Below are 23,288 nucleotides of genomic sequence, written 5' to 3'. Positions count from 1 at the left end.
AACAGGTCCCACGCCATGAGCACTTTGCACCCTCGCCGGCTATTGCTGGCTACCGCTGTCGCCAGCCTTGCCCTTCCCGCTGTCGCCGAAGAACACGGCTTTCTCGAAGATGCCAGCGCCAACCTCAACCTGCGCAACTTCTTCTTCAACCGCAATTTCACCGACCCGACCAAGACCCAGGGCGGTGCGCAGGAGTGGACGCAGAGTTTCATCCTCGACGCCAAGTCCGGCTTCACCCAGGGCACCGTGGGTTTTGGCGTGGACGTGCTGGGTATGTACTCGCAAAAGCTCGACGGCGGCGGCGGCTCTGGCGGCACTCAACTGCTGCCCCTGGATCACGACGGCAAACCAGCGGATAACTTCGGTCGCCTGGGGGTGGCGTTCAAGGCGCGGTTTTCCAAGACCGAGCTGAAAGTCGGCGAGTGGATGCCGGTGTTGCCGATCCTGCGTTCGGACGACGGTCGCTCCCTGCCGCAAACCCTGCGCGGCGGGCAGATCACCTCCAGAGAGATCGACGGCCTGAGCCTGTATGGCGGCCAGTTCCGCGCCAACAGCCCGCGTGATGACAGCAGCATGACCGACATGTCGATGTTCGGTAAAACCGCCTTCACCTCCGATCGTTTCAACTTCCAGGGCGCCGAATATGCATTCAACGACAAGCGCACCCAGGTCGGCGTGTGGAATGCCCAGCTCAAGGACATCTACCGCCAGCAATACCTCAACCTGACCCACAGCCAGCCCGTGGGCGACTGGACCCTGGGCGCCAACCTGGGCTTCTTCTACGGCAAGGAGGCCGGCAGCGCCCGTGCCGGCAACCTGGACAACAAGACCTGGTCCGGCCTGTTCTCGGCCAAGTACGGCGGCAACACCTTCTACGTCGGCCTGCAAAAACTCAGCGGCAATAGCGCGTGGATGCGGGTCAATGGCACCAGCGGCGGCACCCTGGCCAACGACAGCTTCAATGCCAGCTATGACAACGCCGAGGAAAAATCCTGGCAGCTGCGCCATGACTACAACTTCGCCGCGCTCGGCGTGCCCGGGCTGACCCTGATGAACCGCTACATCAGCGGCAGCAACGTGCATACCGCCACCGTCAGCGACGGCAAGGAATGGGGCCGGGAAAGCGAAGTCGGCTACACCGTGCAAAGCGGCAGCCTGAAAAACCTTACCCTGCGCTGGCGCAATTCCAGCATGCGTCGGGACTACAGCAACAACGAATTTGATGAAAACCGGTTGATCGTCAGCTATCCGATAAGTCTGCTGTAAACCGGCGACAATCTTGCTGTATGGTGCGCGCCTGCCGCTGCTGATCCCACTCAGTAGCGGCCTTTACCTGAGCCCGCGCACACCATGAAGCCCGCCGTCCTCGCTACCGCCCTGTTCGCCCTGGCACTTTGCCTCAGTGGCTGCATCGGCGCGCCCGTAGCGTTGACGCCACTGACCGAACAACGCCTGCAAACCCAGGCGCCGATCCGCTTTTTGCTGACCTTCGATGATGGCCCCAGTGCTTCGGGCTACGCCAACCCCAGCCGTTCGGTGATTCAGGATCTGGCCGACAACCCGGTGCAACCGGGGATCAAGGCGATCTTCTTTTTACAGACCGACGCCTGGCGCGCCGGTGGCAGCCCGCGCGGGCGCAAGACCATGGCGCGTGAGCACGCTGCTGGCCATATCCTGGCGTTTCACACTGCCACGCGCTGGCACAGCAATCACCGTCTGCTCAATGACAACGACCTGGAACAGACCCTGCGCCAGGGCGCCGCGAGCATCGCCTCGATCACCGGCGCCGCACCGAGGCTGGTACGCCCACCGTTCTGGAACTACGACCGACGGACCTTCGCCGCGTACCAGCGCCACGGTATGCATATTCTGTTGACCGATTTAAGTGCCAATGACGGCAAGATCTGGGGCTTCAATGCCAGCCCCCAGCGCCGCGCCAACCTGTTGCGGCAGCTGTCGCTGGTGCGCGAACGCATTGCCCTGGGCCAGTTGCCGACCGTCGACGGGGTGATTCCCGTGGTCGTCACCTTTCACGACATCAACCGCTATACCGCCCGGCACCTGCAGGAATACCTGCAGATCCTGATGGACAGCGCCCAGGCCAATGGCTTGAAAACTGCCGCTGAACCGTTCTACAGCGACCGCTCGGCGCTGGAACGTGGCGCCCTGGCCCGCACGGTAAAAGACCTCCACGAGGTGGTGCAGTTGCCCGGTATGTGGAATTGGGTGTGGGACGCGGACGCCCGATGAGGCGCGTGAACCCGGAATAAAACACACCTTCTCCATGAGTATCTGTCGAATATTTTGAGCCAGATACTTTAAGTCATTTAAAAAACCGGTATTACTTTCTTCAGGAACGTTTACCCAACAACCCACCACCGACTCTCAAAGTGCATACGTCCTAGCGAGAGTCTGTAATGGTTAACTTACCTGCTGCAACATATCCCAACGTCACCCTTTCTTCCCCACCCTCCGAAACTTCCGGCCAAAGAACCACTCCCGCCGTTACCGTAATTCAAAGCCCCCACATACAAGAAGCGACCACCCGCTTTACATCAAAGTCAAAACTCCTACCCGAGCAGAATTACGTCGAGAAATACCCAAACTACACAAACTCGGCGCCACTCTTTAGCGATAACAACATAAAAGTTATCCATAAATCCTCCTGGACAATTGAGAAAGAGGATAACTATAGAAATATCAACAACGTACTTCAAATCGAAACCGGAGACAAAGCAGACACTATAAAAGTCAGCCAACCTTCAGCCAACGAAATCAACTTGCAAGTCAATGGCGCTCACTACACTTTAAAGCTCAACAACCATGAAAACTACCCTGAAGAACTGCACATAAAATCCAAAGGCGGCAATGACAAAATCAAGGTTGATCCCAGCGTCACCGTACCCATCACCATTGAAGGTGGCAGAGGCAATGACCAGATTGAAGCCCTTGGCAGTGGTTTGACTGCAGTCTATGGCGGGGCTGGAAATGATGACATCACCCTGGGCAGCGGGGCCGGTTATGCCGAAGGCAACAGTGGCGATGACAAAATGAAAGGCGGGACCGGTAAATCCGTGATGTATGGAAATGCCGGCAGAGACCAGATGTTTTCTGGCGCCGGGAGCAAAGGTACATTCAGCTACATGGATGGGGGCGCAGGCGACGACTTCATGATCAGCGAAAGCCCCTTTAACGTGATGCACGGTGGCCCCGGCCAGGACTTTATGTACGGAAGAGGCCCTACCACCTTTTATACCGGGCGGGGCCGGGATACCGTCTTTGCAAACGATGCCCGCGACAAAGTCTATGCCGATGCTGGGGATCGTGTGTGCCGGGTTCCCGGTTCTACATTAAGACAAGTCACAATAAGCGATGCCGGCAATAAGGGCTTGAATATCGAAGGCACAGATAAGTTCCGACAGCGTACAGAAGATGATCTTGAGTTCTTTAGAAACTCGCCGACTGCGCAAAAGATGCTCTCCGAGTTAGACCAGGCCGCCGAGCGCAATGGTGCTCCCGTCACGATCAAAGAAACCTTGACCCGCTCTAACTATTCGTTCGCCAACGCGTTCACAAGAGAAACCGACAAACAACTCAAGGACTATGACGATATCAGCGAGTCCGCACAGTTAGGTTTCATCCACGACAATACCAAGGGTTCGGTGGCGACCAGCGCGACGATACACAGCAACCCGCGCATCATATTCACTCCCACCCTCGTACCGCCGATAGTCGACCTCTACCATGAAATGGCACATGCCTATAACGGCGCCAATGGCACTTTCTTACCGGGTACAACCACCCGACCTGATCTGGAGTTTCCAGAGCCCAACTCAGAGCGACAAGCCGTTGGCGTGGAGATCGATGCAGCGGCCTTTGATTTTGACAACGACCGCGCCACTCCCCCCACGACAACCAACCCCAAGACCTTTACCGAAAATGCGCTGCGTGAAGAAATGGGCTTTCCCCTGCGCAAGTCTTACTATCACATTGACTGAGCAATAATCAGCCGCCCTGAGCGATGCATGATTGGGAGAAGCCGCCCTCAACCGCGCGACTCAACCCCCAACTCATCCCATACCGACTCCGCCAGGTGGAAGGTCGCATTGGCCGCCGGGATCCCACAGTAGATCGCGCTCTGCATCAGCACTTCCTTGATCTCGGCGCGGGTCACGCCATTGCTGGCGGCGGCCCGCAGGTGCAGCTTGAGCTCTTCGTTGCGGTTCATGCCGATCAGCATCGCGATGGTGATCAGGCTGCGAGTGTGCCGGGGCAAACCCGGGCGGGTCCAGATGTCACCCCAGGCGTGGCGGGTGATCATTTCCTGGAACTCACTGTTGAACTCGGTCAGGGCATTGAGGCTGCGATCGACATGGGCATCGCCCAGCACTTCACGACGGACCTTGAGGCCATCGGCATAACGTTGTTTCTCGTCCACAAAATTCTCCTGTATTGGTGCGGGCCTGCCGTGAGAAGCGGGCTTGTTGTGGCGAGCGGGCTTGCCCCGCGCTGGGCTGCGTAGCAGCCCCAACAAGATCGCAGTGTTTTATCAGATAGTCCGAGGTGACTGATTTTAGGGCTGCTGCGCAGCCCAGCGCGGGGCAAGCCCGCTCGCCACAACCACAACCACAACCACAACCACAACCAAACCCAAACCCCATCAATCAGCTAACAAAAAGGCCAGCACCCGATCGCTGAACGCAGCCCCGGCCTGTACGTTGGACAGGTGTGCCGCGTAGAACTCGGCGTACTCAGCCCCCCGTACCTGCTCCTGGATAAAGCGGCTGCCAGACGGCGGTGTCACCGCATCTTCGGTACCGGCGATCACCAGGGTCGGCACGCTGATCAACGACACTTGCTCGCGAAAATCGGCATCGCGCACCGCGCCACAGTTGGCGGCGTAACCGGCGGGATCGGTGGCGGCCAGCATGTCGGTAATCCGCTGGGCCTGCTCGGGATGAGCCTGGGCAAAATCTGCGGTAAACCAGCGCGCAATCGACGCATCGCGCAGCGCCACCATGGCCGCCGGGCCATCGCGCAGGACCATTTCTATTCGAGGGTTCCAGATATCCGCAGTGCCGATTTTCGCTGCGGTGTTGCACACCACCAGTTTGAGCAAGCGCTCGCCAGCATTGATGCCCAGCCACTGGCCAATCAGGCCGCCCATGGACAAGCCGCAGAAATGCGCGCGTTCGATGTTCAGCGCATCCAGCAGCGCCAGCACATCCCGCCCTAGCTGTTCGATGCTGTAGGGGCCTGCGGTAACCAGGGATTTGCAGTGGCCACGGGTATCGAGGCGCAGCACCCGAAAGTGCTCGGTGAACGCCGGCATTTGCGTGTCCCACATCCGTAGGTCAGTGCCCAGTGAGTTGGACAGCACCAATACCGGCGCACCTTCGGGGCCTTCCAGTTGGTAATTCAGTTCGCCATCGGCGAGTTGTACAGATCCCACAGCAGCCTCCTCAGGCAGAAAATGCAAAGTGTTCGGCCACGGCGCGGCTGACCCAGGTCTGTGCCTGGCCCAGGTAATGCGCCGGGTCCAGCAGGCGATCCAACTCCAGCGCCGACAGCTCTGCGGTGACTTGCGGCTCATCGGCCAACACCGCGCGCAAATGGCGCTGCTCGGCGACGGCGCGTTTGCAGCACTGCTCCAGTAAGTGATGGGCGGTTTCACGTCCCAGGCGCTGGGCGAGCACGATACTGACGGCTTCGGCCAGCACCAGCCCCTGGGTCAGGTCGAGATTTTTGCCCATGCGTTGCGCGTCGACTTCCAGGCCTTCGCTCACCAGCAGCGCTTGGTGCAAGGCGCCGGACACCAGGCGGCAGATTTCGGGCAAGGTCTCCCACTCGGCATGCCACAGGCCCAGGCTGCGTTCGTGTTCCTGGGGCATGGCGCTGAACATCGTCGATACCAGGCCAGGCACACGGGTGGCCGCACTGATCAGTACAGCGGCGCCCACCGGGTTGCGTTTGTGCGGCATGGTCGAGGAACCGCCCTTGCCCGGTGCCGACGGCTCGAACACTTCCGCCGCTTCGGTCTGCATCAACAGGCTGATATCGCGACCGAGCTTGCCGAGGCTGCCGGCGATCAGGCCAAGGACGCTGGCAAACTCCACCAGCCGATCACGCTGGGTATGCCAGGGTTGTTCCGGCAGCGTCAGTTGCAACTCCGCCGCCAGGGCTTGCGCCACTGGCATCGCCTGTTCGCCCAACGCCGCCAAGGTGCCGGACGCCCCGCCGAATTGCAGGACCAGCAGGCGTGGCTTCAACTCCTGCAGCCGTTGGCGACTGCGCGTCACCGCCCCCAGCCAACCGGCGATTTTCATCCCCAGGGTGACCGGCGTGGCGTGCTGTAACCAGGTACGCCCGGCCAATGGCACGTCGGCATAACGCTGCGCCTGGGTGGCGAGCACCGCGCCCAGCCGGGCCAGGTCTGCCTCGATCAGCACCAGCGCCTGGCGCAGTTGCAACACCAGGCCGGTGTCCATCACATCCTGGCTGGTGGCGCCCAGATGCACATACCGCTCGGCGCCGGCGTCTTCACTGGCAATCAACTTGCCCAGGGCCTTGACCAACGGAATCGCCGAATTGCCCGCCGTGGCAATCGCTACGCCGAGGGCATCCACGTCATACAACGAGGCCAGGCAGGCCTGGGCAATCGGCGCCACGGCGGCCGGCGGGATCAACCCGACCCGGGCCTGCGCCCGGGCCAATCCGGCTTCAAAATCCAGCATGCCCTGCAAGCGTCCCTGGTCACAGAACACCTCGGCCATGCTATCGGCGGTGAAGTAAGCGTCGAACAATTGGTTGCTCGTGCGCAGTGTCATAACTCATCCCTTACAGATCGTGGTGCAAGTACTCAGCCTGTTTCGGCAGGCGCAGGCTGAACAGGAACGCAATGGCCATCATGCCGGTCACGTACCAGTAGAAGGTGTTTTCCAGGCCGATGGACTTCAGGCCCAGGGCCACGTATTCCGCCGAACCACCGAAGATCGCATTGGCCACCGCATAGGCCAGGCCTACACCGAGGGCGCGTACTTGTGGCGGGAACATTTCCGCTTTTACCAGGCCGCTGATGGAGGTGTAGAAACTCACAATCGCCAGCGCCAGGGTAATCAGTACAAAGGCCAGGAACGGGCTGGTCACGGTTTTCAGGGTCAGCAGGATCGGCACCGTGCACAGGGTGCCGAGGGCGCCAAACCAGAGCATCGAGTTACGGCGGCCGATCTTGTCCGAGAGCATGCCGAACAGCGGCTGCATGCACATGTAGAGGAACAGCGCACCGGTCATGATGTAGCTGGCGGTCTTGGCGTGCATGCCGGCGGTATTCACCAGGTACTTCTGCATGTAGGTGGTGAAGGTGTAGAAAATCAGCGAGCCGCCAGCGGTGTAGCCGAGCACGGTGATAAACGCGGCCTTGTGATCACGGAACAGCGCGGCAATGCTGCCGGCGTCCTTGTTGTCACGCATTTCCTTGCTGGTGGTTTCTTTCAGGGAGCGGCGCAGCAACAGCGAAATCACCGCCGCCACCGCACCGATCACAAACGGAATGCGCCAGCCCCAGGCCCGCAGTTCGTCTTCGGTGAGCAGTTGTTGCAGGATCACCACCACCGACACCGCCAGCAGTTGCCCGCCGATCAATGTCACGTATTGGAACGACGCGAAGAAGCCGCGCTGGCCCTTGAGTGCAACTTCACTCATGTAGGTTGCCGTGGTGCCGTACTCGCCGCCCACCGACAGGCCCTGGAACAAGCGCGCCATCAGCAGCAGCGCCGGCGCCCAGGCGCCGATGTCTTTATAGGTGGGCAGAAAAGCGATGACCAGCGAGCCGGCACACATCATCAGCACCGAGATCATCATGGAGTTCTTGCGCCCGTGCTTGTCGGCGACCCGGCCAAACAGCCAGCCACCGATGGGGCGCATCAGAAAGCCTGCGGCGAATACGCCCGCGGTGTTGAGCAGTTGCACCGTGGGGTCGTCGGAGGGGAAAAACGCCGGGGCAAAATAGATGGCGCAGAAGGCGTACACGTAGAAGTCGAACCATTCGACCAGGTTGCCGGAAGAGGCCCCGACAATCGCAAAAATCCTTTTGCTGCGTTCTTCTCCGGTGTAGTGACTGGTATTCGTTGTCATGTTGTTTTCACTCGAGGGGAACGGGTTAGAGTCTAGACATACTTTGCAACAACCTCGTTCCGCAAGCAGACCTTTGGATTGTGGGCGCCTGTACCGACCTCATCGCAGGCAAGCCAGCTCCCACAGGTGATCGCATTCCAATGTGGGAGCGGGCTTGCCCGCGATGGGGCCCTTTCAGACTACTCAGTAATCGAAAAACACCGTTTCTTCATCTGTCCCCTGCAGCACCACGTTCCACTGATAAACCCCCGACGCATCCGCCTTGGCCACCAAGGTCCGCCGCCGCTCTGCCGGCACACACGCCAGCAACGGGTCATCGCCATTGGCCGACTCGCCCTCGAAATAAATCCGCGTCAGCAAGTGCTTCACCAAACCACGGGCAAACACCAACACCACCAAATGCGGCGCCTGGGTTGTGCCCTTGAGGCCCGGCACGCTGCCGGGCTTGATGGTGCTGAAACGGAAACGCCCTTCACCATCCACCGGGACCCGGCCAAACCCTTCGAAGTTGGGGTCCAGGGCTTTGTCCTGGTCATCCTCGGGGTGGTCATATTTGCCGGCGGCGTTGGCCTGCCAGACTTCCAGCATGGCGTCGTTGACCACATCGCCATTGCCATCCACCACTTGCCCGGTGATCGCCACGCGCTCGCCGAGGGTACCGGCGTTGGCCAGGTCTTCGCGGTTCAGCCAGGTCAGGCCGATGTGATAGTACGGCCCGACGGTGTGGGACGTGGTTGCGTTAAGGGTCATGTCATTTCTCCATCGGCGTGGCGTCACGGCCGCGCAGGACGATGTCCCAGCGGTAGCCGAGGGCGTAGTGCGGCACGGTCTTTTCCAGATCGAAACTGGCGATCAGGCGTTCCTTGGCCGAAGTGTCGGGCACGCAGTTGTAGATCGGGTCATAGGCCAGCAGCGGGTCGCCAGGGAAGTACATCTGGGTCACCAAGCGCGTCAGCACGCTGGGGCCGAACAGCGAGAAGTGAATGTGTGCCGGACGCCAGGCGTTGTGATGATTGCCCCACGGATAAGCGCCAGGCTTGATGGTCTGGAACTGGTACCAGCCATCGGCGTCGGTAACGGTGCGACCGGTGCCGGTGAAGTTCGGATCCAGGGGCGCATCGTGCAAGTCGCGCTTGTGGTTGTAGCGACCGGCAGCGTTGGCCTGCCAGATCTCGACCAGGATGCCCGGCACAGGCAGGCCATTTTCATCCAGGACCCGACCGTGAATGATGATGCGCTCGCCTTGGGGTTCGCCATCGTGCTGGGCAGTCAGGTCATTGTCGTGCTCGGCAATGCGTTCGGCGCCGATGGTCGGGCCGGTGATTTCCGATAGCGAATGGGGCAGAAACACCAACGGCTTGGACGGCGAACGCAGGTTCGTCGATTGGTACGCCGGGTGCAGGTAATCAGGCTGAGTACCCGCTTGCGGGCGCCGGTATCCGGGCTTGTCACTCATGGAGTCATCCTCTTTATTCTTGTCAGTCTCAAACGCGTTCAATCGCCAGGGCCAGGCCTTGGCCGACGCCAACACACATGGTCGCCAGGCCTTTGCTGCCGCCGGTTTTTTCCAGTTGATGCAGCGCGGTCAACACCAGGCGCGCACCGCTCATGCCCAGCGGATGGCCCAAGGCAATTGCGCCACCGTTGGGATTGACCTGGGTTGCGTCGTCCGCCAGGCCCAACTCGCGCAGCACCGCCAGGCCTTGGCTGGCAAAGGCTTCGTTGAGTTCGATCACATCAAAGTCGCTGACGGCCAGGCCCAGGCGCTCAACCAGTTTGCGCACCGCAGGCACCGGGCCGATGCCCATCACACGAGGTTCGACCCCGGCGCTAGCCATGCCCAACACCCGGGCGCGGGCAGTCAGGCCGTGCTTTTTCACGGCTTCGGCGCTGGCCAGAATCAAGGCTGCAGCGCCATCGTTGACGCCGGAGGCGTTGCCGGCGGTGACGGTCTTGTCCGGACCATTGACGGGCTTGAGCTTGGCCAGCGCCTCGAGGCTGGAGTCGGCGCGTGGATGCTCGTCGTGCTCCACCAGGGTCTCGCCTTTTTTATGGGCGACCCGCACCGGCACGATTTCTTCAGCGAAGAACCCGGCAGCCTGGGCAGCGGCCGTGCGTTGCTGGCTGCGCAAGGCGAAGGCGTCCTGGTCGGCGCGCGAGACTTTATAGTCGTCCGCCACGTTATCAGCGGTCTGCGGCATGGCATCGACGCCGTACTGGGCCTTCATCAACGGGTTGATAAAACGCCAGCCGATGGTGGTGTCTTCCAGCTTCATGTTGCGCGAGAACGCGGCATCGGCCTTGCCCATCACGAACGGCGCACGGGACATCGACTCGACGCCACCGGCAATCGCCAGCTCCATTTCGCCACTGGCGATGGCGCGGAACGCGGTGCCGATGGCGTCCATGCCCGAGGCACACAAACGGTTGAGGGTCACGCCAGGGATGCTCGATGGCAAGCCGGCCAACAGCGAAGCCATGCGGGCCACGTTGCGGTTGTCTTCGCCAGCCTGGTTGGCGCAGCCGAGGAACACTTCGTCGACCGCGGTCCAGTCCACCGACGGGTTGCGCGCCATCAGTGCCTTGATCGGCAAGGCCGCCAGGTCATCGGCGCGCACCGTGGACAGGCCACCGCCGAAGCGGCCGATGGGGGTGCGGATCGCATCACAGATAAACACGTCGCGCATCAGGCTTCTCCTGGGGTTTGGCCATGGGCGGCGGCGGTACGGGCTTCAAGGTCGCGCAAGGCGTTCAGTTCGATGTCGGTGGGCTCGGCGCTGGTGCCGAGTTGATCGGCAAAGCGCACCGCCCAGCCGGTGGCGGCGATCACTTGCTCGCGGGTCACGCCTGGGTGCAAAGCCGTGACCACAAATTCGTGGGTGCCCTCTTCCGGTTCCATGATGCACAGGTCGGTAATAATCCCTACCGGGCCTGCGCCTGGCAGGCCGAGGCGCTTGCGCGAATCGCCGCCTTCGCCATGGCCGACCGAGGTAATGAAGTCCAGTTTGTCGACAAACGAACGGGACGACTGCTTGAGGATGATCAGCACGCTCTTGGCGGAACCGGCGATTTCCGGCGCGCCACCGGCGCCCGGCAGGCGCACCTTGGGCTGATGATAGTCACCGACCACGGTGGTGTTGATATTGCCGAAACGGTCGACCTGGGCCGCGCCTAGAAAGCCGACGTCAATGCGCCCGCCTTGCAGCCAGTAGCGAAAAATCTCACCGGTGGGGACTACGGTATCGGCGGTTTCCGCCAGTTCGCCGTCGCCAATGGACAGCGGCAGTACCGAAGGCTTGGCGCCAATCGGGCCGGACTCGTAGATCAACACCACATCCGGCGAAGACGTCAGGCGCGCAAGGTTGGCGGCCTTGGACGGCAGGCCGATACCGACGAAGCATACCGAGCCGTTTTTAAGGCGACGCGCGGCGGCGACGGTCATCATTTCATTGGTCGAGTAAGTCATTACTTGGCCTCCTGGGCCGCAGCCAGCTTGGCCTGGAATTGACTGAAGTCGGCGGTGCCATGGATGTATTCATCGATCCAGGCGGTAAACGTCCCACGATCCCGAGCGATCGGGTCCCAGGCTTGATAGAAGCGATTGTCGCGTTCGGTGTAACCGTGGGCGTAGGACGGATGCGCGCCACCCGGCACATGGCACACGGCGGTCAGGGCCCAGGTCGGCAGCACGCAGGCGTTCATCGGCGCGTTGAGGTCATCGACGATCTCTTCGACGGTGACGATGCAACGCTTGGCCGCCAATGCCGCCTCTTTCTGCACCCCAAGGATCCCCCACAACAGCACGTTGCCCTTGCGATCGGCCTTTTGCGCATGGATCACGGTGATGTCCGGGCGCACCGACGGCACCGCCGCCAGCACTTCGCCAGTGAAGGGGCAGGTCACGGTCTTGATCAACGGGTTGACCTTGGGCAGGTCGGAACCGGCATACGCCCGCAACACCGCGAACGGCAAGCCGGAAGCGCCGGCCACGTAGGCGTTGGCCAGGTCCGCATGGCTGTGTTCTTCGATCTCCAACGGTTGCGGCCATTGCTTCTCGACCGCGTCCCGCAGGCGATGCAGGGAACCCACGCCAGGGTTGCCGCCCCACGAGAAAATCAACTTGCGTGCACAGCCGGCACCGATCAGTTGGTCGTAGATCAGGTCGGGCGTCATGCGTACCAGCGTCAGGTCTTTCTTGCCCTGACGAATGATTTCATGACCTGCCGCTGTAGGGATCAGGTGGGTAAAGCCTTCGAGCGCGACGGTATCACCGTCATTGACGAACTGCTTTACCGCATCAGCCAGCGAAAGGATTTCAGCCATGGGGTTGGGCTCCCGATGTAGGTCGAAAAAGGCGCTGGAGGCAGCGCCGAAGTGCTTGAAGAGTAAGCCGGGGTCTGGAGCCAAACAATCCGATAATCGACTATCCGTTCGATAATCGAACAGATTGTTGCTTGGCTAACATTCCGCCAAACACCCCTGAATTCAATGTGAGCACCGTCCATGTGGGAGCGGGCTTGCTCCCACACTTTTGAAGCGTGCCGGCCTTAAATCTCAGGTGGCATCCGCATGACTAACCAGGCCTTTGATCAACACCGCAGTGGTGGCCAATGCAGCCGGAATCACCAACGCCGTCAGCACCTGCTCGAAGTTCCAGCCCAGCCCCAGCAAGGTGGCGCCCATCCATGCGCCGAGGATCGCGCCAAAACGTCCAATCCCCAGCATCCACGAGACACCCGTGGCGCGCCCCTGGGTCGGGTAGAACCGCGCGGCCAGCGAAGGCATGGCCGATTGCGCACCGTTGACACACATCCCGGCGATCAACACCAGGGTGGCCAAAAGGGTGATATTGCCCAGGCTTTGGCCCACGGCGTAGGCAAACACCCCAGCCAGCAGGTAGAAAGTACCGATGACCTTGTGCGGATTGAACCGGTCCATGGCCCAGCCCACGCCCACGGCGCTGAGTACGCCACCAAACTGGAACAACGCGCCGATGAACGCCGCCTGTTCCATGCTGGCACCGCTGTCACGCATCAGGGTCGGCAACCAACTGGTCAGCAGGTACACAATCACCAGGCCCATGAAGTACGTGAGCCACAACAACAAGGTGCCGGTGCTGTAAGTGCCGGAGAAGATCACCGCGAACACATTGCGCGCCTTGACGGTTTTCTGTTCCGGGACACTGAAGCTGGCGGCCTGGGCGACGGTGGCCGGGTCGATGGGTGCCAGGGCCTTGCGCACTTTGTCGGTGCCGCGATTGCGCACCACCAGGTAGCGCGCCGACTCCGGCAGCCACAGCAGCAGCACCCCCACCAGGATCAGGGGCAGGATGCCGCCGATCAGCAGCAGGCTGTGCCAGCCGAACAGCGGTATGAGCTTGGCCGAGATAAACCCGCCACCGGCCATGCCCAGGTTGAAACCACAGAACATGCTGGTCACCAACAACGACTTGTGGCGCTCCGGGGTGTATTCAGACAGCAATGTCGTCGCGTTCGGCATTCCGGCGCCCAGGCCCAGGCCGGTCAGGAACCGCAACACCAGTAGCTGATCAACGTTGGTGCTGTAGGCCGAGGCCAGGCTGAAGGCGCCGAACACCAGCACGGCCCCCACCAGCACCACCTTGCGCCCGAACCGGTCGGCCAAGGGCCCCGAGCCCAAGGCGCCAAAAACCATGCCGATCAACGCCGCACTCATCACCGGGCCGAGGCTGGCACGGTCGATCCCCCAATCCTGGGACAGCGCCGGCGCAATGAAGCCCATGGCCGCAGTATCCAGGCCATCGAGAAAGACAATCAGGAAACACAGGATCACCACCCGCCATTGATAGCGGGACAAAGGTTGCGCGTTGATAAAGGACTGCACGTCCAGACATGTACCAACAGAAGGCGAAGGCTGATTCATTGTTTTTATTTCCACACCGATGGCGGGCGGACGACGGTGAGTCGTCATTATTATTGGAGCGAAATCAGACCTGCGGCGTACGCCATCGCGGTCAATCACGCTGCCGCGACATTAATAAGCCAGGGGAAACACCGTCAATTCACCAAACCGGGATCTGTGCGGTCACCGAACAGCTTAAGCAAACAACTGGGCACTCAGCTCCTGGCTGGCGCTAAGCATGCTCGGCAGGAAGCGTTGCTCCAGCTCGCTACGGCTGACCCGGCCGGCATGGGTGCTGACGTTCAGCGCAGCCAGCACCTGGCCAGACGCGTCATACACCGGCACGGCAATGGAACGCAGGCCCTGCTCCAGTTCCTGGTCAACGATGCACCAACCCTGTTGCCGCACTTGTTGCAGGCATTCCAGCAACGCTTCGGGCGTGGTCAGGGTGCGGCTGGTCTTGGTTTGCAGGTCGGCATGATCGAGGTAGTCCTGCAGCGACGCATCATCCAGGGCGGCCAGCAAGATCCGCCCCATGGACGTGCAATAGGCCGGCAGCCGGCCACCGACCGACAGATCCACCGAGATCAGGCGCTGAGTCGTGGCGGAGCGGGCGATATAGAGGATGTCGTCACCTTCCAGGGTCGCCATGTTGCAGGCTTCGTGAAGCTGCTCGCTCATGCGGTCCAGGTAGGGCTGGGCAGAAACCGCCAGGGGTGTGGACGACAGGTAGGCATGCCCCAGGGTCAGGACCTTGGGCAACAGCGAGTAGGTGCGCCCGTCGGTAGTGGCGTAGCCGAGTTTGATCAAGGTATGCAGGCAACGCCTGACGGCAGCGCGGGGGATTTCTGTGCGATGGCTGATCTGCGCGATGGTCAGGTGGCGCTTGCGCTCCTGGAACGCCTGCACAACGGCCAGCCCGCGTGCCAGGGAGGTCATGAAATCCGGGTCGCCGGTAAACGCCTGGATGCGTTTGGCCGGTGACGCAACGATCGGCGGCGCCACTGAGGCAAAGGAGTTGCGCAATTGATCGTTCATTTCAGGTCCTTTCTCTTATTTTCAAGCGCCATTACAAGCCGCCGCGCGGCAGATGTACAAGGCAGGGGCGCCAAGATTGGGCGATTATCGGACGATCATTCGATAATCGCAATTTGTTGGCTACCTGGATCAGGCGCAGCAGTGTTGACTTAATTAATGCCAATTTTACTTTCAACTGTCACATGCCGGTTATTAAGCAAGTGGCGCCAACTTCTCGACACTATTGAACTACCCTCTCACCAGGCCAAGTTGACGTTTTTTAACTTGTTGACGATAGTCTTATTCAAATGCGCCGCTATAATGCACTCTGCGACAATGTGAAGTGGGCCTGACGCGCGATCTTTGATCCCGCTGAACCCAGCCCTTGCCTTATCCAGGCCTTGGCCGCATGTACCCAGCCTGAAAAAGAAAACTGTTGCTACGACAGTTGTACTTCCCCGGTGCCGTGGCCGCGCGCAATTCAGAAGTGGTGAGTCGTATGCCTCTTCCTGATATCGCGCTTCACCGGAATCAAACTCAACTCAATTAGGTAGCAATGTGACGAAAGACGAACTGCGCGCGGAACTTGAGCGCCAGGAGCAACGTTACAAGGATGTTTACGGCGGGGAAGTCACCACCTACGCCGCCCAACCGGAGCCGGAACGCAAACCATGGCGCAAACGAGCCAGCCTGCTCGACCAGGCGTTTGCCCAGGAAATCCAAAAGATCGAAAAGGACCTCAAGGCCGAAGAGCCATAAGCTCTGCTGGACTGAGCCCCCTGGCCAGTCACCGCCCTGCCAGCACCTCCTGGCAGGGGCGCCTTGGGCATGCCCTCCAATCGTCAGTTTCGGCGCCATTACGAAATTTCATACAGCCGTTTCAGCCGCCTTACCTTAATTGTCGCACCCCGCTCCGCCCCCTCTATTCTTTACAAATCAATGAGTTGCCAAACCAGCGGAATATCTGATAGCCGCACCCCTCCTCCAAACTAATTCGTTGAAGAATGTTACCGGCGAGCAGCTAGTGCATCGATTACTGAGGTTTTCTGGCATAATCGCGCCCCCTTACGACCGGGTCATAAAACCTTCATGATCGATTTATTCAGCGGACTGGATGCCTGGGTTCTTGTGAGCCTGTTGCTCGCCCTCGCCTTTGTCCTCGCCTTCGAGTTCATCAATGGCTTTCATGACACCGCTAACGCGGTGGCCACAGTCATCTATACCAAAGCGATGCCGCCGCACCTGGCCGTATTCTTTTCCGGGGTGTTCAACTTCCTCGGCGTGTTGCTCGGCGGGGTAGGCGTTGCCTATGCCATCGTGCACTTGCTGCCGGTGGAGTTGCTGATCAATGTGAACACCGGACATGGCCTGGCCATGGTGTTCTCATTGTTGGCCGCCGCCATCACGTGGAATCTCGGCACCTGGTATTTCGGGATCCCGGCATCCAGCTCCCACACGCTGATCGGTTCGATCCTCGGTGTCGGCCTGGCCAATGCCCTGATCAACGATATTCCGCTGGCGGACGGGGTTAACTGGCAGAAGGCTATTGATATCGGCGCCTCGCTGGTGTTCTCGCCCATGGCCGGCTTCCTGGTCGCAGCCCTGGTGTTGATTGGTCTTAAATGGTGGCGTCCGCTGTCCAAGATGCACAAGACACCGGACCAGCGCCGCAAGCTCGACGACAAGAAACACCCGCCGTTCTGGAACCGCCTGGTACTGGTGATTTCGGCGATGGCCGTGAGTTTCGTGCATGGATCCAACGACGGCCAGAAAGGTATCGGCCTGATCATGCTGGTGCTGATTGGTATCGTGCCCGCGCAGTTCGTACTCGATCTGGGCAGCACCACTTACCAGATCGAGCGAACCCGCGACGCCACCCTGCACCTCAACCAGTTCTACCAGCGCAACCACGAAACCCTCGGCGAATTCCTTGCCCTGGGCAAAAGTGTCAGAGACGACCTGCCAGGCAAGTTCCGTTGCAATCCGCAACAGACCGAACCCACCATCAACGCCCTCCTCGGCACATTGAAGGGTGTCTCTGACTACCACTCCTTGACCTCCGACCAGCGCATTGAAGTCCGTCGCTACTTGCTGTGCCTGGACGATACCGCGAAGAAAGTCGGCAAGCTGCCAGGCCTTGATTCCCGCGAGAAGTCGGACCTGGAAAAACTGCGTAAAGACCTGACCGCTACCACCGAATACGCCCCGTTCTGGGTGATCCTCGCCGTGGCCCTGGCCCTTGGCCTGGGCACCATGGTGGGCTGGAAGCGTGTGGTACTGACCATCGGTGAGAAGATCGGCAAGCAGGGCATGACCTATGCCCAGGGCATGTCGGCGCAGATCACCACCGCCACCATGATTGGCTTTGCCAACATCTTCGCCCTGCCGGTCTCCACCACCCACGTGCTGTCTTCGGGCGTGGCCGGGACCATGGTCGCGAACAAGAGCGGCCTGCAAGGCGGCACCGTGAAGACCATCCTGATGGCCTGGGTGCTGACCCTTCCGGCCACGGTGAGCCTGTCGGCCGGGTTGTTCTGGCTGGCATCCAAGGCGCTGGGCAGTTAACAGCCCGCGCAACTGAAAAAGGCGTGACCCTCGCGGGTCACGCCTTTTTTTGTCCTTGTAGGAGCCGGCTTGCCGGCGAAAAACTGGAGAGCAGCACGGGCACCAGGCCCACCGCGTTATCGTTGGCGATTTTCGCCGGCAAGCCGGCTCCTACAAGAACTGCGTCAAAATCCGGGCAAAAAAAAGGGCGACCGAAGTCGCCCAAAATGCCTTGCGTGCTCATGTAACCCGGAAAAACCTATGGTTTTTTACGCTTATTCGCGTCTTTCCAGATAAAAAAACCAAACCCTACAAAAAACAGCACCATGAGGCCGACAGTCAGCACCCCGGCGAAAACCACATTATCGAAAAACATGACCGGCCTCCTGCTCTTGCCCTGTTGCGATGGGGCTAAGTTAACCAAGAAGGCGGGAGGAGAAATTGACGGGGATCAATGTCGCCCGCAACGGGGCGTATAGAAGGGAAATAACTGATCTGAATCAACAGATTCAGGTCATTTCAGCGCTTTTTCGTTTTGTTTTTCGACTTTTTCTTCGTCTTGCCCAACGGCATGGCCTGCTCGAACGCCTGGCGCACGTCATTCAGGCGCTTGTCGTTGAGGTCATGTACCCGTTTGGCCCGTTCGGCATTCAGGTCGATCAGCTTGTCGTCACTCATGGCATGGCTTACGTGGTGGCTGGAGTGACTCAATAATGCGTCCTGGCCCGCCCGGGGGTCAAACCTCGACATCCACCCACAACCCCTGGCGGGGCGCGTCTTCGATCAGCGGCGCGACTGGCACGGTGTTATCAGCATTGAGCTCATCACCAGGAATGGCCAGGTGTTGCTCAGGATCCTCGTCGGCTTCGCGCCGGCGTTTCTGCTGTTCCTGCTGGCGCCGCTGTTCCTCACGCAGCATCAGTGTCGATTGCTCGGCGTCGCGGTGCTTGAGGTCGATGGTGCTTTCGTTGGAGCTCGGCTGCGCGGGGACCACCGGTGGAATATCGGGCTTTGGGCGCACGGGGTCGAGTTGCGACGTGACCGGCACAACACTCAAGGGCAAGATCGGTGGCAGCATAATTATTAGTCTCCTGTCAGCAGGCTGTCGGCTGGCGCACCAGCGACTTGAGCCCAGGCTCGCCAACTTGTGACCCAGTCGTCAGTCACCCGTGCCCTGCCACCCGTCGAATCGCCCTCTTTCATCCCTGCAAGCGGAGTAGTTTTTGTCAGAGTCCTTTGGCTGGGGCCCTTGTTCCGTTAGAATAGTCGGCTTTTTCACGGCGGGAGTCAGGCAGCATGGCGCAGCAGTATCAACCGGGGCAACGCTGGATTAGTGACAGCGAAGCAGAGCTGGGGTTAGGCACCGTTCTGGCACAGGACGGCCGCTTGTTGACCGTGCTCTATCCGGCCACTGGCGACACCCGCCAGTATGCGCTACGGAATGCGCCCCTCACTCGCGTGAGGTTTTCGCCGGGTGACACCATCACCCACTTCGAAGGCTGGAAAATGACCGTGCGCGAGGTCGACGATGTCGATGGCCTGCTGGTCTACCACGGTCTCAATGGGCAGAACGAGCAGGTCACCCTGCCGGAAACCCAACTGTCGAACTTCATCCAGTTCCGCCTCGCCAGCGACCGTCTGTTCGCCGGGCAGATCGACCCGCTGGCCTGGTTCTCCCTGCGCTACCACACCCTGGAACACACCAGCCGCCAATTGCAGTCCTCGCTCTGGGGCCTGGGTGGCGTACGTGCGCAGCCGATTGCACACCAATTGCACATTGCCCGTGAAGTGGCCGACCGTATCGCACCACGGGTCCTGCTGGCCGACGAAGTAGGCCTGGGCAAGACCATCGAAGCCGGCCTGGTGATCCATCGCCAGTTGCTGTCCGGCCGCGCCAATCGCGTGTTGATCCTGGTCCCGGAAAACCTGCAGCACCAATGGCTGGTAGAAATGCGCCGGCGCTTCAACCTGCAGGTTGCGCTGTTCGACGAAGAACGTTTTATCGAAAGCGATGCCAGCAACCCGTTCGAAGACACCCAGCTCGCGCTGGTGGCCCTGGAATGGCTGGTGGATGACGAGAAAGCCCAGGACGCGCTGTTCGCCGCCGGCTGGGACTTGATGGTGGTCGACGAAGCGCACCACCTGGTCTGGCATGAAGAGAAAGCCAGCGCCGAATACCAGCTGGTCGAGCAGTTGGCCGAGACCATTCCCGGCGTGCTGCTGCTGACCGCAACCCCTGAACAACTGGGCCAGGACAGCCACTTCGCCCGGCTGCGCCTGCTGGACCCGAACCGTTTCCACGACGTCAAAGCCTTCCGCGCCGAGAGCGAGAACTATCGCCCAGTGGCCGAAGCCGTCCAGGAATTGATGGACAAGGGCCGTCTTTCACCGGCTGCGCACAAGACTATCCAAGGCTTCCTTGGCAACGAAGGTGAAGCCCTGCTGGCCGCCGTCAACGATGGCGACACCGAAGCCAGCGCACGCCTGGTGCGTGAACTGCTGGACCGCCACGGCACCGGCCGCGTGCTGTTCCGTAACACCCGCGCCGCGGTGCAGGGCTTCCCCGAGCGCAAGCTGCACGCCTACCCGCTGCCGTGCCCGGACGAGTACCTGGAACTGCCGCTGGGCGAGCATGCCGAGTTGTATCCGGAAGTCAGCTTCCAGTCGCAGCCAGATATTGAAGAAGAAAACCGCTGGTGGCGCTTCGACCCGCGCGTCGAGTGGCTGATCGACCAGCTGAAGATGCTCAAGCGCACCAAGGTCCTGGTGATCTGCGCCCATGCCGAAACCGCCATGGACCTGGAAGACGCCCTGCGCGTGCGCTCCGGCATCCCGGCCACGGTATTCCACGAGGGCATGAACATCCTCGAACGGGACCGTGCCGCCGCCTACTTCGCTGATGAAGAGTTCGGCGCCCAGGTGCTGATCTGTTCGGAAATCGGCAGTGAAGGCCGCAACTTCCAGTTCGCCCACCATCTGGTGCTGTTCGATCTGCCGTCGCACCCGGACTTGCTGGAGCAACGCATTGGGCGCCTGGACCGGATCGGCCAGAAGCATGTGATCGAATTGCACGTGCCGTACCTGGAAACCAGCCCGCAAGAGCGGCTGTTCCAGTGGTACCACGAAGCGCTGAATGCCTTCCTTAATACCTGCCCGACCGGCAACGCCTTGCAGCACCAGTTCGGCCCGCGCCTGCTGCCGCTGTTGGAAAACGCCGACGACGGTGAATGGCAAGGCCTGATCGACCAAGCCCGCGCCGAGCGCGAGCGCCTGGAGGCCGAGTTGCACACCGGCCGCGACCGCCTGCTGGAGCTCAACTCCGGCGGCGCAGGTGAAGGTGATGCGCTGGTCGAAGACATCCTGGAGCAAGACGATCAGTTCACCCTGCCGATCTACATGGAAACCCTGTTCGATGCATTTGGCATCGACAGCGAAGACCATTCGGAAAACGCGCTGATCCTCAAACCCAGCGAAAAAATGCTCGACGCCAGCTTCCCCCTCGGCGACGACGAAGGCGTGACCATCACTTACGACCGCAACCAGGCGCTGTCTCGCGAAGACATGCAGTTCATCACCTGGGAGCACCCGATGGTCCAGGGCGGCATGGACCTGGTGCTGTCCGGTTCCATGGGTAACACCGCCGTGGCGCTGATCAAGAACAAGGCGCTCAAGCCGGGCACCGTGTTGCTGGAACTGCTCTACGTCAGTGAGGTGGTGGCGCCGCGTTCGCTGCAACTGGGTCGCTACCTGCCGCCAGCGGCACTGCGTTGCCTGTTGGATGCCAATGGCAATGACTTGTCGGGCCGTGTGTCATTCACCACCCTGAACGACCAGTTGGAAAGCGTGCCACGGGCCAACGCCAACAAGTTCGTGCAGGCCCAGCGTGACCAGCTGACGCCACGGATCAACGCCGGCGAAGAGAAAATCGCCCCGCGCCACGCCGAACGTGTGGCCGAGGCGCAACGTCGCCTGGCAGCAGACACCGACGAAGAGCTGGCGCGCCTGACGGCCCTGCAAGCGGTCAACCCAACCGTGCGCGACAGCGAACTGGTTGCCCTGCGCCAACAACGCGAGCAAGGCCTGGCCATGCTCGACAAGGCGGCGTTGCGGTTGGAAGCGATTCGGGTGTTGGTAGCGGGTTGATCCGCGCCCTGCCCTGTCAAACAAGAAGGCCCGCGCAATGCGGGCCTTTTTTATGGGGTCTTGAGGGCCTCATCGCAGGCAAGCCAGCTCCCACAATTGACCGGTGTTCCAGTTGGCAACTCGGTTAACTGTGGGAGCAGGCTTGCCTGCGATGCCATCACCTCGATCTCAAGCAGGAACCGCCGGACCAGGCACCTCCACCACCCCCAACCCATCCTTCATCCGCTTGGCATCGCGCACAAAACACCGCGAAGCCTGGAACAGAAACAGCATGGTCAGGAACAACGCCACCGGGATCAGGTACATGGCGTCATGCAGGCCCACGGCCTTGAACGCTTCGGTCATTTGTTCGGCACCCGCCGCATACATCGCCGCATGGGCAAAGTGATCAGACAATGCGCCCACCACCACTGGCCCCATACCACCACCCAGCAGATACAGGCCGGCAAAGAACAGTGCCATGGCCGTAGCCCGCAGGCGTGGCTCCACCACGTCCTGGATCGCCGTGTACACACAGGTATAGAAGTTATAGGCAAACAGCCAGCCCACACTGAACACCGCGACAAACACTCCAATCTCGATGCGCCCCGCATGCAGGGCCCAGGCCGTGCAGACCGTGGAAATAATCAGGCTGAACGCGGCAAACAGCAGGCGGCCGTTGGGGATACGTTGGTGAATCTTGTCGGCCACCAGCCCACCCAGGGTCAGGCCGAACAAGCCCGTCACACCGACAATCACCCCGGTTGCTACCGCTGCTTCTTGCAGCGGCATCAGGAAGTAGCGTTGCAGCATCGGCACCAGGAACGAGTTGCAGGCATAGGTGGCAAAGTTGAAGCACAGCCCGGCCAGCACCAACCAAAGGAAGGTCGGGACCGCCAGCACGCGACGAATCGGCCGGTCGACTTTCTCTTGGGAAACTTGCACGGTTTCGGCGGCGCCGCGCTTGGGCTCCTTGATGTAGAACATGAAGATCGCGAGGATCAGCCCCGGGACCGCGGCAATAAAGAACGGTGCACGCCAGCTGTCGAACGCCTGGACCATCGCGCCGATGGTGAAGAACGCCAGCAACAGGCCCAAGGGCAGGCCCAGCATGAAAATCCCCATGGCCCGGGCGCGGCGGTGGGCCGGGAACAGGTCGCCGATCAACGAGTTGGCGGCCGGTGCATAACTGGCTTCGCCAATACCAATGCCCATGCGCACCAGCAGGAAGGTCCAGAAGCTGCCAACCATACCGTTGACCGCCGTCAGCGCACTCCAGCTCGCCAGGCCCCAGCCCATCAGTTTGCTACGTGAGCCGGTATCGGCCAGGCGCCCCAAAGGCAAGCCGGCAATGGCATAAACGATGGTGAACGCGGTGCCGATGATGCCGAGCTGGAAGTCACTGAGGTGCCATTCCATGCGGATCGGCTCGATGATGATCGCCGGAATCGTGCGATCAAAGAAGTTGAACAGGTTGGCCAGGAACAGCAGGAACAGAATGCGCCAGGCATTCGCCGCTTGGGTCGAGTTCTGCATGGGTCCGTCTCTTTATTGTTATAGAGGCTCGATGCCGACGCATCCTGCCCGGAACC

22 protein-coding genes are annotated in these 23,288 nt (G+C 60.7%); 6 read left to right on the top strand and 16 right to left on the bottom strand.

What is annotated here, in order from left to right; translation table 11 throughout:
- Positions 1-15: 15 nt before the first annotated feature.
- The 3 genes from C5F71_RS19385 (at position 16) to C5F71_RS19375 (ending at position 3,998) form a co-directional block, all read left to right on the top strand.
- Positions 16-1,266: an OprD family porin gene (locus C5F71_RS19385; RefSeq protein WP_104911747.1), complete on the top strand. Its 1,251-nt coding sequence runs from the start codon at positions 16-18 to the stop codon at positions 1,264-1,266.
- A gap of 84 nt (positions 1,267-1,350) precedes the next feature.
- The gene (locus C5F71_RS19380; protein WP_029297056.1) at positions 1,351-2,250 is read left to right on the top strand and encodes a polysaccharide deacetylase family protein; all 900 of its coding nucleotides are present in this window, start codon (positions 1,351-1,353) and stop codon (positions 2,248-2,250) included.
- Positions 2,251-2,417: 167 nt separating this feature from the next.
- A complete protein-coding gene (locus C5F71_RS19375; RefSeq protein ID WP_104911746.1) occupies positions 2,418-3,998 on the top strand; it encodes a M91 family zinc metallopeptidase in 1,581 nt (526 codons plus the stop codon).
- A 47-nt stretch (positions 3,999-4,045) separates the two neighbouring features.
- On the opposite strand, the gene pcaC is transcribed toward C5F71_RS19375, so the two are convergent.
- The 11 genes from pcaC to pcaR form a co-directional block, all read right to left on the bottom strand.
- The gene (gene pcaC / locus C5F71_RS19370) at positions 4,046-4,438 is read right to left on the bottom strand and encodes a 4-carboxymuconolactone decarboxylase (RefSeq protein WP_029297061.1); all 393 of its coding nucleotides are present in this window, start codon (positions 4,436-4,438) and stop codon (positions 4,046-4,048) included.
- A 222-nt stretch (positions 4,439-4,660) separates the two neighbouring features.
- The gene (gene pcaD, locus C5F71_RS19365; protein ID WP_104911745.1) at positions 4,661-5,452 is read right to left on the bottom strand and encodes a 3-oxoadipate enol-lactonase; all 792 of its coding nucleotides are present in this window, start codon (positions 5,450-5,452) and stop codon (positions 4,661-4,663) included.
- A 10-nt stretch (positions 5,453-5,462) separates the two neighbouring features.
- Positions 5,463-6,827: a 3-carboxy-cis,cis-muconate cycloisomerase gene (locus tag C5F71_RS19360; protein ID WP_104911744.1), complete on the bottom strand. Its 1,365-nt coding sequence runs from the start codon at positions 6,825-6,827 to the stop codon at positions 5,463-5,465.
- 10 nt (positions 6,828-6,837) lie between these two features.
- Entirely contained in the window at positions 6,838-8,133 is a 1,296-nt protein-coding gene (locus C5F71_RS19355; protein ID WP_029297066.1) for an MFS family transporter, read from the bottom strand.
- Positions 8,134-8,316: 183 nt separating this feature from the next.
- A complete protein-coding gene (pcaG, locus tag C5F71_RS19350) occupies positions 8,317-8,883 on the bottom strand; it encodes a protocatechuate 3,4-dioxygenase subunit alpha (RefSeq protein WP_104911743.1) in 567 nt (188 codons plus the stop codon).
- 1 nt (position 8,884) lies between these two features.
- Positions 8,885-9,589 (bottom strand): protocatechuate 3,4-dioxygenase subunit beta, encoded by a 705-nt coding sequence (gene pcaH, locus C5F71_RS19345; RefSeq protein WP_070995774.1) that lies wholly within the window; start codon positions 9,587-9,589, stop codon positions 8,885-8,887.
- A 28-nt stretch (positions 9,590-9,617) separates the two neighbouring features.
- On the bottom strand, positions 9,618-10,823 hold the full coding sequence (pcaF, locus tag C5F71_RS19340) for a 3-oxoadipyl-CoA thiolase (RefSeq protein ID WP_169852022.1): 1,206 nt from the start codon (positions 10,821-10,823) through the stop codon (positions 9,618-9,620).
- Positions 10,820-11,599 carry a CoA-transferase subunit beta gene (locus C5F71_RS19335; RefSeq protein WP_029297074.1) on the bottom strand — a complete coding sequence of 260 codons (780 nt, stop codon included), beginning with the start codon at positions 11,597-11,599 and terminating at the stop codon, positions 10,820-10,822. The genes pcaF and C5F71_RS19335 overlap by 4 nt, the downstream gene beginning before the upstream one ends.
- A complete protein-coding gene (locus C5F71_RS19330; RefSeq protein ID WP_029297076.1) occupies positions 11,599-12,456 on the bottom strand; it encodes a CoA transferase subunit A in 858 nt (285 codons plus the stop codon). Before C5F71_RS19330 ends, C5F71_RS19335 begins: the two co-directional genes overlap by 1 nt.
- 231 nt (positions 12,457-12,687) lie before the next feature.
- A complete protein-coding gene (locus C5F71_RS19325) occupies positions 12,688-14,034 on the bottom strand; it encodes an MFS transporter (RefSeq protein ID WP_029297078.1) in 1,347 nt (448 codons plus the stop codon).
- Positions 14,035-14,208: 174 nt separating this feature from the next.
- A complete protein-coding gene (gene pcaR, locus C5F71_RS19320) occupies positions 14,209-15,051 on the bottom strand; it encodes a pca regulon transcriptional regulator PcaR (RefSeq protein WP_029297080.1) in 843 nt (280 codons plus the stop codon).
- Positions 15,052-15,588: 537 nt separating this feature from the next.
- Here pcaR and C5F71_RS19315 point away from each other — a divergent pair.
- Both C5F71_RS19315 and C5F71_RS19310 read left to right on the top strand, forming a co-directional pair.
- A complete protein-coding gene (locus C5F71_RS19315; RefSeq protein WP_029297082.1) occupies positions 15,589-15,789 on the top strand; it encodes a hypothetical protein in 201 nt (66 codons plus the stop codon).
- A gap of 330 nt (positions 15,790-16,119) precedes the next feature.
- Positions 16,120-17,595, top strand: coding sequence for an inorganic phosphate transporter (locus tag C5F71_RS19310; RefSeq protein WP_029297084.1), 1,476 nt, complete (start codon positions 16,120-16,122; stop codon positions 17,593-17,595).
- A 37-nt stretch (positions 17,596-17,632) separates the two neighbouring features.
- Here the strand turns inward: C5F71_RS19310 and C5F71_RS28955 are convergent, their stop codons facing one another.
- The 4 genes from C5F71_RS28955 to C5F71_RS19305 form a co-directional block, all read right to left on the bottom strand.
- Positions 17,633-17,818: a hypothetical protein gene (locus C5F71_RS28955; RefSeq protein ID WP_154906446.1), complete on the bottom strand. Its 186-nt coding sequence runs from the start codon at positions 17,816-17,818 to the stop codon at positions 17,633-17,635.
- Positions 17,819-17,833: 15 nt separating this feature from the next.
- The gene (gene ccoM / locus C5F71_RS29550; protein ID WP_029297086.1) at positions 17,834-17,950 is read right to left on the bottom strand and encodes a cytochrome c oxidase subunit CcoM; all 117 of its coding nucleotides are present in this window, start codon (positions 17,948-17,950) and stop codon (positions 17,834-17,836) included.
- 143 nt (positions 17,951-18,093) lie between these two features.
- A complete protein-coding gene (locus C5F71_RS28950; protein ID WP_133714123.1) occupies positions 18,094-18,285 on the bottom strand; it encodes a hypothetical protein in 192 nt (63 codons plus the stop codon).
- Positions 18,286-18,310: 25 nt separating this feature from the next.
- Positions 18,311-18,652, bottom strand: a complete 342-nt coding sequence (locus C5F71_RS19305) for a hypothetical protein (RefSeq protein WP_029297088.1) — start codon at positions 18,650-18,652, stop codon at positions 18,311-18,313.
- A 218-nt stretch (positions 18,653-18,870) separates the two neighbouring features.
- On the opposite strand from C5F71_RS19305, the gene rapA reads away from it, so the two are divergent.
- A complete protein-coding gene (rapA, locus tag C5F71_RS19300; protein ID WP_104911742.1) occupies positions 18,871-21,717 on the top strand; it encodes an RNA polymerase-associated protein RapA in 2,847 nt (948 codons plus the stop codon).
- 168 nt (positions 21,718-21,885) lie between these two features.
- Here the strand turns inward: rapA and C5F71_RS19295 are convergent, their stop codons facing one another.
- A complete protein-coding gene (locus C5F71_RS19295; RefSeq protein WP_104911741.1) occupies positions 21,886-23,232 on the bottom strand; it encodes an MFS transporter in 1,347 nt (448 codons plus the stop codon).
- Between the last annotated feature and the right edge of the window lie 56 nt (positions 23,233-23,288).

This window comes from Pseudomonas sp. LG1D9 (genome assembly GCF_002949995.1).
Classification (GTDB): domain Bacteria; phylum Pseudomonadota; class Gammaproteobacteria; order Pseudomonadales; family Pseudomonadaceae; genus Aquipseudomonas; species Aquipseudomonas proteolytica.
This window is presented reverse-complemented; position numbering and strand designations above follow the sequence as displayed.